Annotated in this window: 17 protein-coding genes; 10 read left to right on the top strand and 7 right to left on the bottom strand. The window is 47.1% G+C overall.

The features are described from left to right. Position 1: 1 nt before the first annotated feature. Positions 2-484, bottom strand: a complete 483-nt coding sequence (locus J7E26_RS00300; RefSeq protein ID WP_214800376.1) for a MarR family transcriptional regulator — start codon at positions 482-484, stop codon at positions 2-4. Positions 485-653: 169 nt separating this feature from the next. Between J7E26_RS00300 and mprF the strand changes: the two genes are divergently transcribed. The 3 genes from mprF (at position 654) to J7E26_RS00285 (ending at position 4,868) form a co-directional block, all read left to right on the top strand. Then, positions 654-3,227, top strand: coding sequence for a bifunctional lysylphosphatidylglycerol flippase/synthetase MprF (gene mprF, locus J7E26_RS00295; protein ID WP_214800375.1), 2,574 nt, complete (start codon positions 654-656; stop codon positions 3,225-3,227). A 95-nt stretch (positions 3,228-3,322) separates the two neighbouring features. Next, positions 3,323-4,207, top strand: a complete 885-nt coding sequence (locus J7E26_RS00290; protein ID WP_214800374.1) for a PhzF family phenazine biosynthesis isomerase — start codon at positions 3,323-3,325, stop codon at positions 4,205-4,207. A 76-nt stretch (positions 4,208-4,283) separates the two neighbouring features. Further along, on the top strand, positions 4,284-4,868 hold the full coding sequence (locus J7E26_RS00285) for a nitroreductase family protein (RefSeq protein WP_214800373.1): 585 nt from the start codon (positions 4,284-4,286) through the stop codon (positions 4,866-4,868). Positions 4,869-4,905: 37 nt separating this feature from the next. Here J7E26_RS00285 and J7E26_RS00280 read toward each other — a convergent pair whose 3' ends face one another. The 3 genes from J7E26_RS00280 to J7E26_RS00270 form a co-directional block, all read right to left on the bottom strand. Continuing rightward, on the bottom strand, positions 4,906-5,097 hold the full coding sequence (locus J7E26_RS00280; protein WP_003155508.1) for a YfhD family protein: 192 nt from the start codon (positions 5,095-5,097) through the stop codon (positions 4,906-4,908). A gap of 68 nt (positions 5,098-5,165) precedes the next feature. Further along, positions 5,166-5,276: a YfhE family protein gene (locus J7E26_RS00275; RefSeq protein WP_003155504.1), complete on the bottom strand. Its 111-nt coding sequence runs from the start codon at positions 5,274-5,276 to the stop codon at positions 5,166-5,168. Positions 5,277-5,331: 55 nt separating this feature from the next. After that, positions 5,332-6,231 (bottom strand): TIGR01777 family oxidoreductase, encoded by a 900-nt coding sequence (locus J7E26_RS00270; protein WP_214800372.1) that lies wholly within the window; start codon positions 6,229-6,231, stop codon positions 5,332-5,334. 90 nt (positions 6,232-6,321) lie between these two features. On the opposite strand from J7E26_RS00270, the gene recX reads away from it, so the two are divergent. From recX to J7E26_RS00255, 3 genes are all read left to right on the top strand, one after another. After that, positions 6,322-7,113 (top strand): recombination regulator RecX, encoded by a 792-nt coding sequence (gene recX / locus J7E26_RS00265; RefSeq protein ID WP_214800371.1) that lies wholly within the window; start codon positions 6,322-6,324, stop codon positions 7,111-7,113. A gap of 6 nt (positions 7,114-7,119) precedes the next feature. Next, positions 7,120-7,434 (top strand): YfhH family protein, encoded by a 315-nt coding sequence (locus J7E26_RS00260; RefSeq protein ID WP_214800370.1) that lies wholly within the window; start codon positions 7,120-7,122, stop codon positions 7,432-7,434. Positions 7,435-7,573: 139 nt separating this feature from the next. Further along, on the top strand, positions 7,574-8,767 hold the full coding sequence (locus J7E26_RS00255) for an MFS transporter (RefSeq protein WP_214800598.1): 1,194 nt from the start codon (positions 7,574-7,576) through the stop codon (positions 8,765-8,767). Positions 8,768-8,807: 40 nt separating this feature from the next. Here the strand turns inward: J7E26_RS00255 and J7E26_RS00250 are convergent, their stop codons facing one another. The 3 genes from J7E26_RS00250 to J7E26_RS00240 all read right to left on the bottom strand — a co-directional run bounded on the left by J7E26_RS00250 (position 8,808) and on the right by J7E26_RS00240 (position 10,385). Further along, positions 8,808-9,212, bottom strand: a complete 405-nt coding sequence (locus J7E26_RS00250) for a DUF2606 family protein (RefSeq protein ID WP_214800369.1) — start codon at positions 9,210-9,212, stop codon at positions 8,808-8,810. Further along, complete coding sequence (locus J7E26_RS00245; protein ID WP_214800368.1) at positions 9,175-10,086, bottom strand: trypsin-like serine peptidase; 912 nt, start codon at positions 10,084-10,086, stop codon at positions 9,175-9,177. The genes J7E26_RS00250 and J7E26_RS00245 overlap by 38 nt, the downstream gene beginning before the upstream one ends. Before the next feature lie 146 nt (positions 10,087-10,232). After that, complete coding sequence (locus J7E26_RS00240; protein WP_061520358.1) at positions 10,233-10,385, bottom strand: small, acid-soluble spore protein K; 153 nt, start codon at positions 10,383-10,385, stop codon at positions 10,233-10,235. 123 nt (positions 10,386-10,508) lie between these two features. On the opposite strand from J7E26_RS00240, the gene J7E26_RS00235 reads away from it, so the two are divergent. The 4 genes from J7E26_RS00235 to J7E26_RS00220 all read left to right on the top strand — a co-directional run bounded on the left by J7E26_RS00235 (position 10,509) and on the right by J7E26_RS00220 (position 12,707). Then, on the top strand, positions 10,509-10,778 hold the full coding sequence (locus tag J7E26_RS00235) for a YfhJ family protein (protein WP_214800367.1): 270 nt from the start codon (positions 10,509-10,511) through the stop codon (positions 10,776-10,778). Positions 10,779-10,908: 130 nt separating this feature from the next. After that, positions 10,909-11,442: an SH3 domain-containing protein gene (locus J7E26_RS00230; RefSeq protein WP_214800366.1), complete on the top strand. Its 534-nt coding sequence runs from the start codon at positions 10,909-10,911 to the stop codon at positions 11,440-11,442. Between the two features lie 76 nt (positions 11,443-11,518). Next, positions 11,519-11,854 (top strand): SdpI family protein, encoded by a 336-nt coding sequence (locus J7E26_RS00225; protein WP_214800365.1) that lies wholly within the window; start codon positions 11,519-11,521, stop codon positions 11,852-11,854. Then, positions 11,847-12,707 (top strand): alpha/beta fold hydrolase, encoded by an 861-nt coding sequence (locus J7E26_RS00220; protein WP_214800364.1) that lies wholly within the window; start codon positions 11,847-11,849, stop codon positions 12,705-12,707. Before J7E26_RS00225 ends, J7E26_RS00220 begins: the two co-directional genes overlap by 8 nt. The last annotated feature ends 45 nt before the right edge of the window (positions 12,708-12,752 follow it).

Genomic DNA, 12,752 nt, shown 5'->3' with positions numbered 1-12,752 from the left:
TTTATTTTGGCTGGGAGGATTCAAGCGCTTTTGCCAAAATGGCAAGCCCCTGATTAACCGTTTGTTTCTCTTCAGCAGTCAGTGTTTCCAGTGAACGCTTTAATTTCAAATGTCCTTTTTGATAAAGGCTGCGAAAAATATTTTTCGCATTTTCCGTTAATTGAATGACGACTGAACGGCGGTCCTTCTCTGAGGGGGCGCGTTTGATAAACCCGGACTTTTCCAAACGGTCTAGCAGCCCGGTCGTATTTGAAAGAGAAGCCCCCATTTTTTCTGCGATTTCACTTACCTTCAGCGTCCCGTGATTGTTCAAAAGCATCAGCACCTTCATCTGCGGCATGCTCATATCAAGCTTCATCCATTCCGAAACATCGCCGAGTCCGGCGGATGTCATCACTTTCATATAAAGCACCCAAATATCCCGTTCCTCAGGTGAAAAGATATCGCCGCCTAAAACCGTTGTGTCATGCAGATTATATTCCATCGTCTCACTTCCTCATCACTTGCTCCTTCTTATCATATTACTGATTTTAAGCTGAGAAAGAAAGTTACAGATGAGTTTTGTTTGAATAGGAGGTGGTAGTGTATAATATGTTGGAGATTATTGGGGGAATTATAATAAAAAAGCTATTTTATGATGATTGGAGAGAACATTGCTGACTAAAAAAAATGCCTTATCGATATTAAAAGTATTATTTCCTATTGCAGTTCTGCTTTTAGTCATTTATCAATCAAAGAAGGAATTGACGGACCTTTCCTTTAAGCGAACGCTTTACATCATTAACGGCATCGAGCGGTATGATCTGTTTATTCTCGTTGTGCTCGGCCTGCTTGCGGTCAGTGCGATGTCCTTTTATGATTTTGTGCTGAAACGAACGCTGCGCCTCGACATACCGAACTGGAAAGTGTTCAGGGTTTCTTTTATCGCCAATTCCTTTAACAATGTGCTTGGGTTCGGCGGTCTGGCGGGTGTCGGATTACGGACGATGCTTTATAAGGAGCACACGAAGGATGTAAAAGGTTTGGTTGCAGGCATCGCTTGGCTCACGTCATCAGCGCTCCTCGGCCTGTCCGTCTTCAGCATCCTGACCCTCGCAAGAGTGCTGCCGGTAGAAGAAATCACCGGAGAAAAGCCGTGGATGTGGATCGTCGTAGCCGGGGTGGCGCTTATTGTGCCGGCCGCCTTGATTGCCGCAATTATCAACAATAAAAAAGCGGCGGGAGAAGATGCTGAAGCAAAGCCGAAGCATCCGGTTTTTTCTTACATCGGCGCTTCGTTTGCCGAATGGCTTGCGGCCGCTGTCGTGATGTATTACTCGCTGCTTGTTATGGGTATCCAGGCTGATGTCCGCCATGTGTTCGGTGTATTTGCTATCGCCGCCATCGGCGGAATCATCAGCCTTGTGCCGGGGGGATTGGGCTCGTTTGATTTGCTGTTTCTGCTCGGAATGCAAAACATGGGCTACCCGCAGGAGGCGGTGGTGACATCCATCGTCATTTACCGTATCGTGTATTCGTTTATTCCGTTTGTGTTCGGGCTGTTCTTCGCGGCCGGTGACTTGACGGAAAATACGCTGAAGCGGCTTGAAACGAATCCGCGCATGGCTCCGGCTGTTGAAACGACAAACGTGCTGTTAGTGTTTCAGCGCGCGATTTTAATCAGAGTGCTTTACGGCTCGTTATCGCTGATCGTGTTCGTATCAGGGCTTGTGGTGCTTGCTTCTGTCGCATTGCCGATCGACAGGGAGACAGTCATTCCCCACATTCCGCGTCCGGCTCTGCTTGCATTTAACGGCTTGTCCTTAAGCGCGGCATTGATCCTTTTGATCCTGCCGATTGAATTGTACAAACGGACGAAACGCTCTTATTCAATGGCGGTTACTGCGCTTGTCGGCGGATTTGTTTTCAGTTTCTTAAAAGGAATGAATATCAGCGCCATCTTTATTTTGCCGGTCGTCATCGTCTTGCTTGTACTGCTGAAAAAGCAGTTTATCAGGGAGCAGGCATCCTATACGCTCGGCCAGATGGTATTTGCGGCCGCTCTGTTTATCGTCGCGCTGTTTAACTACAACATCATCGCGAGTTTTATCTGGGATAGAATGAACCGGCTGCTGCGCCATGATTACTTCGTCCATAACAATTCGCACATTACATATGCGACCATTACGGCCGTTGTCATTGTGCCGCTGTTTTTCTTCATATTTACGATGGTTTATCATAAAAGATCGAAGCCGATCGGCGAAGAAGCGAATCCCGAGCGGTTGAAGTCATTTCTGGCGGAGGAAGGCGGAAATGCGCTCAGCCATCTTGGTTTCTTAGGAGATAAGCGGTTTTATTTCTCAAGCGACGGCAAAGCGCTTTTACAGTTCGGGCAAATTTCCAGAAGGCTTGTGGTGCTCGGTGATCCGTCAGGACAAAAAGAATCCTTTCCGCTTGTCATCGAAGAATTTTTGAACGAGGCCCATAAGCAAGGCCTGACTGTCATGTTTTATCAGATCGAGCGGGAAGATATGGGGCTGTACCACGATTTCGGCTATAACTTCTTCAAGCTTGGAGAAGAGGCCCTTGTCGATATGGATGCCTTTACCCTGTCAGGAAAGAAAAAGGCGGGGCTGAGGGCGATTAACAACAAATATGATCGAGAAGGCTATACGTTCCATGTGGACGATCCGCCGTTTTCCTCCGAGTTTATCGCCAAGCTGAAAGACATTTCAGATGAATGGCTCGGGCGGAAAAACGAGAAGGGCTTCTCACTCGGCTTTTTTGACCGGGACTATTTGGAACAGGCCCCGATTGCATATATGAAAGATGCTGAAGGGGAGATCATCGCATTCGCCAATCTTATGCCGATGTATCAGGAAGGCGAGATATCAGTCGACCTTATGCGCTATCGGAAACACGCCCCTGGCGGCATCATGGACGCGCTTTTTATCCGCCTGTTCCTTTGGGCGCAGGAAAAAGGCTATACCATCTTCAATATGGGCATGGCGCCCTTATCAAACGTAGGAACGGCCTTTACGTCCTTCTGGTCAGAAAGAATTGCAGCGGTGATATTTAACAATGTCCGGTACATGTACAGCTTCAGCGGGCTGAGGGCATTTAAAGAAAAATATAAACCGGAGTGGCGGGGAAAATACTTGGCGTACCGCAAAAACAGATCACTATCCATCACAATGATTCTCGTCACCCGTCTCATCGGAAAAAATAAAGCAAAAAGACGCCGTTAAAAAGGCGTCTTTTTTGTTATTGAGTTAGCTAAAAATTCTAATTTCGTTTTGTTATACTGAATAAAGTGACGATAAGGAGAAAGGAAGGCTGATGTATGAAGCAAGCAACCGTATTACAATATGAAGCGTTTACCGATGTACCTAAGATGGGAAATCCGGCGGGAGTTGTCTTAGACGGAGACGGTTATTCAGAAGAGGACATGCAGCGGATTGCCCATAAGGCCGGATACAATGAAACCTCGTTTCTCTGCAAAAGCGCGGCAGCCGATTTGAAAATCCGCTACTTTACGCCCGGCCACGAAATGAATTTATGCGGCCATGCTACCGTAGCTTCTCTCTATGCATTAATTGAAAAGGGAGGGCTTCAGGCTAATCAAAGGTACACTATCGAAACGAAAGCGGGCATTCTTCCCGTGGAAGCTTCTGAACGTGACGGGCGGGTGTATATCACACTCGAACAGGCTTCTCCGCAATTTCTTCCGTTTACAGGGGACAAAGAAAAACTGGCGGCTTCACTCGGTATCACGGCTGCGGACTTTCATGATCAGCTTCCGATTGTCTATGGCTCAACGGGTATTTGGACGCTGATCGTTCCGATAAAAACACTTGAAGCCTCACAAAACATGGTGCCGGACAACAAGCAATTTCCGGATATTCTGCAAGACCTTCCGAAAGCAAGCGTTCATCCGTTTTCAATTGAAACGGTTCATCCGGAGAGTGATCTGCACGGGCGCCATTTTTCTTCCCCTTTTTCCGGTACGACGGAAGACCCGGTTACGGGAACGGCATCGGGTGTCATGGGGGCATATATGAGAAAATACGGAGGTTCGGATGCCGGGACGCTGACGATCGAACAGGGCCAAGAAATTGGCAAAGACGGAAAAGTGGAGATTAATATAGGCGAAGAAAACGGAAAGATCAAAATTAGGATGACGGGAACGGCGGTTTATGCCGAATCAATCGATCTTCAGCTGCCGTAAAGGTTTACAAAAAGCCGTGCTTTCCGTTATATTATAAATGATAATCATTTTCAATTGAATAGGAAGGTGAATCGGCATGCCGAAAACCGAACAGCTACATCAAAACTCAAGTCTTAAAAACACCATCAGAAACAGAAGATCCATCCGGTCATTTAAACCGGAAACCGTATCTTCTGATGTCATATTAGATATGCTGGAAACCGCAGTCTACGCGCCAAACCACAGACTGACTGAACCGTGGCGTTTTATCTATGTGGCAAGTGAAGCGGGAAAAGCGAAGCTCGCAAACAGCTACGTCTCATTTTTCAGAAAGATAAAGGATGATTTCAACGAGGAAAAAGAACAGAACATGAGAAAAACGCTCGCCTCCGTTCCGGGATTTTTGCTGGTCGTTTTAAAGGAAGATGAAAACGAATTTACAAGAAACGATGATTTCGCGGCAGTAAGCGGCATGATTCAAAACCTTCAGCTGCTCGCCTGCGAAAACGGCATCGGAATGGTATGGAAAAGCGGCAGGATTCTTTATGACAAACAAGTCCATCAAGACTTCGGCCTTGCGGACAATGAACGCTTTGCCGCCGTCATCCAAACCGGCTATCCCGACGAACAGCCTAAGGCAAAAGAACGGACACCTGCAAGCCGTCTGTTCACAGAGATGTAAAAAAATCCCCGCTCTTGTTGAGGCGGGGATTTTGTCATTAGCGTGTTTTGCTTTTGGCTCTGTTGTCAGCGGCTTTCATTCTCGCCTGCGCTTCGCGGTCGGCGGAATCAGCAAGCTCGCTTGAATATTCCTCATACGTGCCGTCAGTCTCGCGTTTCAGAGCGTCAGGAACTTGAGGAAGCTTTTGTTTGTTTTTATCACGGTTTTTGTGAGTATGATTTCTGCCCATATCAAATGCCCCCTAAAAAGTGATATCAAACAAATATAGTATTTGTCATATCCGGATGTTTATGCAGCTTACTTCCGCTTGGCTGCTCTTTCCGCCTTTTTGAATTCACCCGAATAAAGAACTTCCTGCATTTTTTTCAGATTGGCTCCCTGCTGATGTTTTTCGCGCTTCTTTTCCATAAAAGAAGACCTCCTTCAAACAGAATACCATTAGGATTGGCTTTTATTACCGTTTTTATGCAGATAAGAGCTCCTTTAAGGCGAAATCAAGCTCTGCATACGTAAATCGAAAACCGGCCGTCATCGCCTGTTCAGGAAGCGCACGCTGTCCTTTTACGATCAGCAGGCTCATGTCACCCAATGCCTTGGTCAAAAAGAATTCAGGAACGAGAATCCAGTGAGGGCGGTGCAAAATGCTTGCAATCATTTGCCCGAACTGTTTCATTTCAACGGGATTGGGTGACGTAACATTCATCGGTCCGGAGATCTCGCCATGCTCCGCCGCATAGGAGATGAGTTGAGCCGCATCCTTCACATGAATCCATGATAGCCATTGGCGTCCTGAGCCGATCGTGCCTCCTGCAAAAAGCTTATAAGGAAGAACCATCAGCGGAAGAGCCCCTTTTTCACCGAGCATCACGCCGAATCTGGCATACACCGTCCTGATGCCGAGCGCCTCTATTTTCTGGCCTTCCCGCTCCCACATATGAGCCGTATGGCTGAGAAAGTCTTCATCAGACGTTGGAGATTGCTCAGTGAACGTTTTGTCCCTGCTGGTGCCGTAGATGCCGACCGCGCTCGCCTGAATCAGCGCCTGCAGTTTTTCCGGCTGATGCTGAATGAGCCGTCTGACTTCCCTTGTCGCTTCAACACGGCTCGAGATAATTTGTTCTTTCGTATTGTCCGTCCAACGGTCAAAGATGGATTTTCCGGCAAGGTTCACCCATACATCAATAGGGGGAAGCTCTCGCTCAGGTGCGGCACCCACAGCCAGCCATTGAACATATGTCACATTTTTTTGTTCGGTTTCTTTCTGTTTTCTTGATAAAATAAAGACATGATGTCCCTGCCGGATAAACACATCTGTCAGATGCCGGCCGAGAAAACCGGTGCCGCCTGTCATCGCGATATTCATATCCATCTCTCCTTACACATGTATAGATATACTTTACCTCATTTCAATAAAAGAAAAACGCCAGAACACTTGGCGGGAAAGGAGACCGGGATGCCGTTTATTACGAAAATATCGACGCAAAAGAAAAATACCGAACGCTTTAACATCTTTCTCGATGAGAAATATGCATTCAGCGTTGACGCGGATGTGCTCGTCCGCTTTGATCTGAAAAAAGGAAAAGAAGTGGACGAGCTAGACATCCTTGAAATCCAGCACGGCGATGATATGAAAAAAGCCTTTAACCGAGCCGTTGAATTTTTATCGTACAGGATGCGCTCAGAAAAAGAAGTGAGAGACCATTTAAAGAAAAAAGAAACACCGGACACGGTGATTACCGAAGTCATCCGCAAGCTGTACGATTACAGCTATTTAAATGACAAAGAGTTCGCTGCGGCTTATGCGAGCACCCACAAAAAAACAAACGGCAAAGGGCCTGACGTTCTGTTCCGCGAGCTGAAAACGAAGGGGATAGACGACGATACCATTAAGGAGACGCTCGGAGAATTCACAGTCGATGAACAGATTCAAGAAGCGCTCAAACATATTGGGAAAGTACTGAAAAAAGATAAAAAGCTGTCAACGAAAGAGATAAAACAGCGGGCGCAAATGCAGCTGCAGCGAAAGGGCTTTTCCTTCGACGTCATCAATGCAGCTCTGGAGCAGACCGAATACGAAAATGATGACGAAGCCGAAATGGAAGCCTTAAAGGCGCATGCCGAAAAAGCGATTCGTAAATATCGTTACGACGGTTCTTATGAAAGCCGAATGAAGGTAAAGCAATACTTATTCAGAAAAGGATTTTCGCTTGATAACATTGACCAATTTTTGCAGGAAGAGGAGTAAGCCTACATGGAAAAACGATACAGCCATATGACGCCTCATGAATTACAAACAGAAATCGCAGGACTGACTGAACAAGCAAGAAAAGCAGAACAGATGGGCATTGTAAACGAGCTGGCGGTGCTTGAACGGAAAATCACGATGGCAAAAGCCTACATGCTGAACCCGGAAGATTTCATTCCCGGCACGGTTTATCATATAGACGGCTCGGATGCCGCATTCCATATCGAATATCTAAACGGTGTTTTTGCTTGGGGATACAGAACTTCTTCGCCGGAACAAGAAGAGGCGCTGCCGATTTCCGTTTTACAAGAAAAAAGATAACATAAGGGGCCGCTCGGCCTCTTTTTCTATTCAGCACATTCGTTTCAGTTTTTAGTAAAAAATAATTGAATTCACTTTAAATATCTTTTAAGATGGAATTCGTTGTTTTTTATCAAAAAGGAGGCGATTTGCGTTGAATATCAAAAAGAAGCAGCCATCTGTTAAATTGATCATCTTTGTGTTAATGATTTGCACCTTTTCCATCGGGTATACGGAATATGCTGTCATGGGTATTCTGACGTCGATTGCCGATGACTTTCATATACATGTATCTTCAGCGGGCATGCTTGTCACAGCCTATGCGGCAAGCGTCTGCCTGACAGGCCCGATCGTAACGATTTTTGCAGTCAAACTGCCTAGAAAACCGGTGCTCCTCGGATTGATGGGCATCTTCGTCCTTGCGAATCTGATGAGTGTTTTCGCGCCTAACTTTGCTGTTTTAGCGATTTCCAGAGTTTTATCCGCTTCAATTCACGGGGCATTTTTTGCGATTGCCATGGTATTTGCAAGCGAGATGGTGCCGCCTGAAAAACGCGCGGCGGCAGCGGCTTCCATGAACGGCGGTTTAACCGTAGCGCTGATGCTCGGCGTTCCGTTCGGCTCCTACTTAGGGGATGCGCTTAACTGGAGAGCTGTCTTTTCCATTATTACTGTTCTGGGTATCATCGGATTTATCGGCCTGATGATGACCGTTCCGAATCGAAAACCGAAAGTGATTCCGGTGCTGATGAATGAATGGAGTGTTTTTAAGCATAAGCAAGTGATCTATTCCTTTGCCATCACCATTTTGGGGTATTCCGGCGTGTTTATTGCTTACACGTTCATTGAACCGATTCTCAGAAACTCAGCCGGATTCGGCACAGTCGGCATCACGGGCGCTCTCTTTGCTTACGGTCTGGGCGGCGTGGCAGGTAATTTCTTTGCGGGAAAAGTGCCGCTCCACCTGCTTACGCGCACGATGATCGGCGTCATGATCGGCTTAATCGGCGTATTGGCGATCTTCCCGTATGTCGCCGTCTTTCCTGCCGCAGCCGTGTCAGCGACATTTTTATTCGGCGCATGCGCATTCGGCACGCCGCCGCTTTTACAGACAAAGGTCATTTCTTCATCTGAAAGCGGCACAACCATTGCAGCAGCGGTGAGCGTTTCCGCATTCAACCTTGCCAACGCTCTCGGCGCGTGGATCGGGGGATTGATTCTGAGCGGAACAGGATCTTACTCATGGCTGTTTGCAGGCGGCGCCCTGATGACGGCGCTCGGACTCGTGCTCTCAGCCTTTGCCCGCCAGTCAGAGAAAAAAGACGTATATGAATACCAAGTTCATAAAGGGTGAAAAAAGCTTGCCGGTGATGTCTGTCCGGCAAGCTTTTTTTTCAGCCTTGTTTGTATGTTTTCAGTTTGTAGTTAATCACAGTATTTTTATGGTGGTCTGATAAGGTAACGTTACGGGTTTCTGACATCTCATCTGTTTGAAAAGCGACGGCATATGTTCCTTTCCTGCCGCTTTTCCACTGAATATCGCCGTTTTGATCGGTTTTGCCTAATATCTCTCCGCGCTCTATATTCGGCTCTTGGTCTGACTTCGGCGCTTTCACAACGGTGACCGTTACTCCATCTGCCGGTGAACCGTCTGCGTCCTCCAGGTGGAAAGTGACAGGCGGCGCCTTTTGATCGGAGGCGGAATCATCATCCTTGCTGCAGCCGAATAAAACCAGCACAAAGATGAAGAGGATTACCTTTTTATTGATTTGACCAATATTTAATGTTGTCGAATACATTATTTGTCACCCTTGTTCCCAAATTGTATGACGACCCGCCGTTCGTATGAATGGCGATTGCAGTCTGGCCTGTATCGCTGTAATTGTGATAAACGGGCGACCCGCTCTGGCAGCCGAACGTATCTGTTGTATAGGTGAGCTTATAGGTCTCAGCGGAACGAATCGGCTTGCTGTCTGACCACATCGATCCGGACACTTTGTCGCAAGGGTATCCCGTTACAGATGAGGAAAGCCCTGCGGGACTGGAGCTGTTGGTCGTCCGGTATCCGTACCAGCCGCTATTGTTTCCCGGTGAGCCGTTTACTTTAATCGCGCCGTAATCATAGTTGGTATCTCCGCTTTCTGTCCACCCTTTGACACTGTAAAACTTCGTGCCGGAATATGAGCCGTAAGGGTATGACGACCCGTTGCGCCCCGGAGCCGCTGTGATCGTTGAGGCCCAGCCGTTATCCTGATCATAGACGCAGTGTCCGGCCGTCACAATCGTATTTGGATTGACGAAGAATCCCGTACATCCGAAGGTGCTGGAGCTGCCGCTGTATTTGACTGTCAGCTGAACGGTGGCGCTGTAAGGAAATGATGTCGTAGGAGAAATTCTGATTCGCTCGTCGGTTCCTATAATACTGGAAGGCTTCAATGATTTCAGGCTTACTTGGCTGTTTTCTGTAAACTGTCCTTTTGTCCGGCCGGTTCCTTCAAACGCTGGAGAAATCTGCTGTGTTTTTGACGGTCCGTTATGGTTAACTTCAAACTCCTCACCGCTGCTGGATACAGATGTTTGCGGATTGCTTTTAGCTTCAGCTGCAGCTGTAAATAATAAGACCGACAGAAGTATAACGGAAAAGCTCAATAATTGTTTAAAAACTGCCTTCATTTTATAAAACGCCCCCTTTATTTGTCTACCAACTTTCGGCTCAACATTTAACATATTATGGAATTATTGCGGCGTTATGACTTGAAGAGCATTTTTTTATCACAAAAAGAGACCGGGATACAATCCCAGTCTCTACACTGTTTTTCTTATCGTCTGCCGGATGCCCTCATCCGCTCTTGCGGGTGCGTATTCGTCGATCCGTCCGCGCGCTTCGAAGCGAAGTCATCCTTTGCCCGCGGTTCGCCTTCAAACTTATTATTGTTTTGATTAGGAAATCCTTTTGCTTTGTTCCGGACCATTTGTTTTCCCCCTCGGCCAATATCAAAAGGTTGCGCCTTCTGAACTGAAGACGTAAAGTTAGTATATGCCTATGACATGCTGTGTAAAAGCAGCAGGTTTTCCCAAGGAAAGGAGACAGAGACATGAATACATATATCGATAAACTGACGAATTTGCTGCTTGAGAAAAATGAAACGCTCAGCTATTTACAAGCGCGGACTTGGGTTGAGCTTTTATGGGGAGATTTCGAAGCGACTTATGCAAAAGCGGGACGCCCTTATCAAGGAGAGCAAATGACAGAACGCGTCGTCAAGGAATGGATTGAATCTTACGGCAGCAAGCTTCACATGTTCCAAAGCATGCGGGAAGACGTTTCTCATTATTTGGACCAAAGCAGGGGGCTCCTGCATTAATATATCGGTCCGCCGGATACATCCGGCGGGCTTTTTTCATTTTTTACAAAAGAATCGGGAAAATCATGTTTGATCATTCGCTGAATGTGGAAACGTTTAATAACTTGTTAAATAGCGGGGAGGAACCGAAATGAACATGAAAAAAGGGTTAACCGCATTTATTCCAGCCGCCGGACTTTGCTTATTTTTAGCGGCGGGCACCGTCTTTTTTGATCCGGCAGCAAATGCATTAGAGAATCAGCAAACAAAAATAGACAGCACGGCAGATACATATATCATCAAAGCAGGAGAACTCAACGTCCGTGCAGAACCAAATACACAGGGGAAGATTTTAGGAACGCTCCGCTCAGAGGATGCCGTAAAGATTAAACAGTTTAAAGGCGCAGACTGGGCAAAGATTGAATACAAAGGGCAGGAAGCCTATATCTCAACTCATTTTCTGATGAAGCAGCCGGCGAAGGCAGTAACGGCGAAACAAACCGCTTTTTATTCACCGACTCTCGAAAACGGAAAAACGGATTCGATTAAAGCCGGTGAAACGGTGACGCTGCTCGGCTGGGGATTCAGTAAGAACGGCGGATTTGACCGGAAATGGGCGTACGTAACATACGGAGGAAAAGCAGGCTACGTAAAAACAGCGGATGTAAGCCAAATAAGTAAGTAGGCAGGCGCATCTGCCTGCTTTTTTTCTGAAACATTTTCCCTTTCCTTACGTAAGACTTAAAAAGGAGAGTGGTCTTATGGTCGGTTTTATCGGAGGCATGCTGATGGCGGTCGCGGGTATCTTGGCCAAATGCTTTCCTCCGAGGTCGATAAACAGCGTGTACGGCTATCGGACGAGGCGCTCCATGTCCAACGGAAGACAATGGCAAGAAGGGAATCGCTTCAGCGCGAGCCTGATGATCATACTCGGTCTTTTTGCGGCCGCGGCGGGGGTTGCAAGTGATAGATTCATTTCAATCAATCAGCCCTTCAGTCTGATCCTTCAGATCACTTATTTGGCCGCAGCTTGTGCATTGACCATTGTAATGACAGAAAGAAGCCTGAAAAGCATGGGAGGAGAGCGGAATGAATGACATCACTTTTCAATTTATAGAAACGAACGGCATTACGCTTCACGTTGCTTCTTCCGGCCCGAAAGACGGCCCTTTGGCTGTGCTTTTGCACGGGTTTCCGGAATTTTGGTACGGCTGGAAGAACCAAATCAAACCGCTTGCGGATGCCGGATATCATGTGGTTGTGCCCGATCAGCGCGGCTACAATCTCAGTGACAAGCCGGCGGGCATCGGACACTATGTGATTGATACGTTAAGAGATGACATCATCGGTCTGATCACGCATTTTACTAATGAAAAAGCCATTGTCATCGGACATGATTGGGGAGGAGCCGTCGCTTGGCATTTGGCATCCACCCGGCCGCAATACGTTGAAAAACTGATTACAGTCAATATTCCGCATCCGGCGGTCATGAGGAAGGTCACTCCTTTTTATCCGCCGCAATGGAAAAAAAGCTCCTACATTGCTTTCTTCCAGTTTCCTGAAAAACCCGAACGAAGATTATCAGAAGACAACTACCGCGTATTGGATCACGCCATCGGCTTATCCGAGCGTCCGTCGCTCTTTTCTTGTGAGGATGTTCATAACTACAAAGAAGCCTGGGCCAGAAAAGGCGCACTCACGGCTATGCTTAACTGGTACAGAGCGATCAGGATCGGCGGCCTTGGCCCGGCCGTGCCGATTGCAATGCCCATCCCGTACCGGTTAATCTGGGGCGTGAATGACCGCGCCTTAAGCAAAAAACTCGCCAAAGAAACAAGAAGACAGATTCCAAACGGTGAATTAATTTTTATCGATGATGCCTCTCATTGGGTAAATCATGAAAAACCTGACATCGTCAACCGCCTGATTCATGAATACCTGCAAGGATAGAGTCTGTATGCCGTACAGACTTTTTCTTTTTTTTCTCATATATAC

Source organism: Bacillus sp. ISL-51 (genome assembly GCF_018613535.1).
GTDB lineage: Bacteria > Bacillota > Bacilli > Bacillales > Bacillaceae > Bacillus.
The sequence above is the reverse complement of the archived record's forward strand: the minus strand, read 5'-3'. Positions and strand labels throughout refer to the sequence as shown.

Coding starts and splice junctions, on each gene's coding strand:
- J7E26_RS00300 (WP_214800376.1), bottom strand. CDS start 484: ATGGAATATAATCTGCATGACACAACGGTTTTAGGCGGCGATATCTTT.
- J7E26_RS00290 (WP_214800374.1), top strand. CDS start 3,323: ATGAAGCAAGCAACCGTATTACAATATGAAGCGTTTACCGATGTACCT.
- J7E26_RS00285 (WP_214800373.1), top strand. CDS start 4,284: ATGCCGAAAACCGAACAGCTACATCAAAACTCAAGTCTTAAAAACACC.
- J7E26_RS00280 (WP_003155508.1), bottom strand. CDS start 5,097: ATGGGCAGAAATCATACTCACAAAAACCGTGATAAAAACAAACAAAAG.
- J7E26_RS00275 (WP_003155504.1), bottom strand. CDS start 5,276: ATGGAAAAGAAGCGCGAAAAACATCAGCAGGGAGCCAATCTGAAAAAA.
- J7E26_RS00270 (WP_214800372.1), bottom strand. CDS start 6,231: ATGAATATCGCGATGACAGGCGGCACCGGTTTTCTCGGCCGGCATCTG.
- recX (WP_214800371.1), top strand. CDS start 6,322: ATGCCGTTTATTACGAAAATATCGACGCAAAAGAAAAATACCGAACGC.
- J7E26_RS00260 (WP_214800370.1), top strand. CDS start 7,120: ATGGAAAAACGATACAGCCATATGACGCCTCATGAATTACAAACAGAA.
- J7E26_RS00250 (WP_214800369.1), bottom strand. CDS start 9,212: ATGTATTCGACAACATTAAATATTGGTCAAATCAATAAAAAGGTAATC.
- J7E26_RS00245 (WP_214800368.1), bottom strand. CDS start 10,086: ATGAAGGCAGTTTTTAAACAATTATTGAGCTTTTCCGTTATACTTCTG.
- J7E26_RS00240 (WP_061520358.1), bottom strand. CDS start 10,385: ATGGTCCGGAACAAAGCAAAAGGATTTCCTAATCAAAACAATAATAAG.
- J7E26_RS00235 (WP_214800367.1), top strand. CDS start 10,509: ATGAATACATATATCGATAAACTGACGAATTTGCTGCTTGAGAAAAAT.
- J7E26_RS00230 (WP_214800366.1), top strand. CDS start 10,909: ATGAACATGAAAAAAGGGTTAACCGCATTTATTCCAGCCGCCGGACTT.
- J7E26_RS00225 (WP_214800365.1), top strand. CDS start 11,519: ATGGTCGGTTTTATCGGAGGCATGCTGATGGCGGTCGCGGGTATCTTG.
- J7E26_RS00220 (WP_214800364.1), top strand. CDS start 11,847: ATGAATGACATCACTTTTCAATTTATAGAAACGAACGGCATTACGCTT.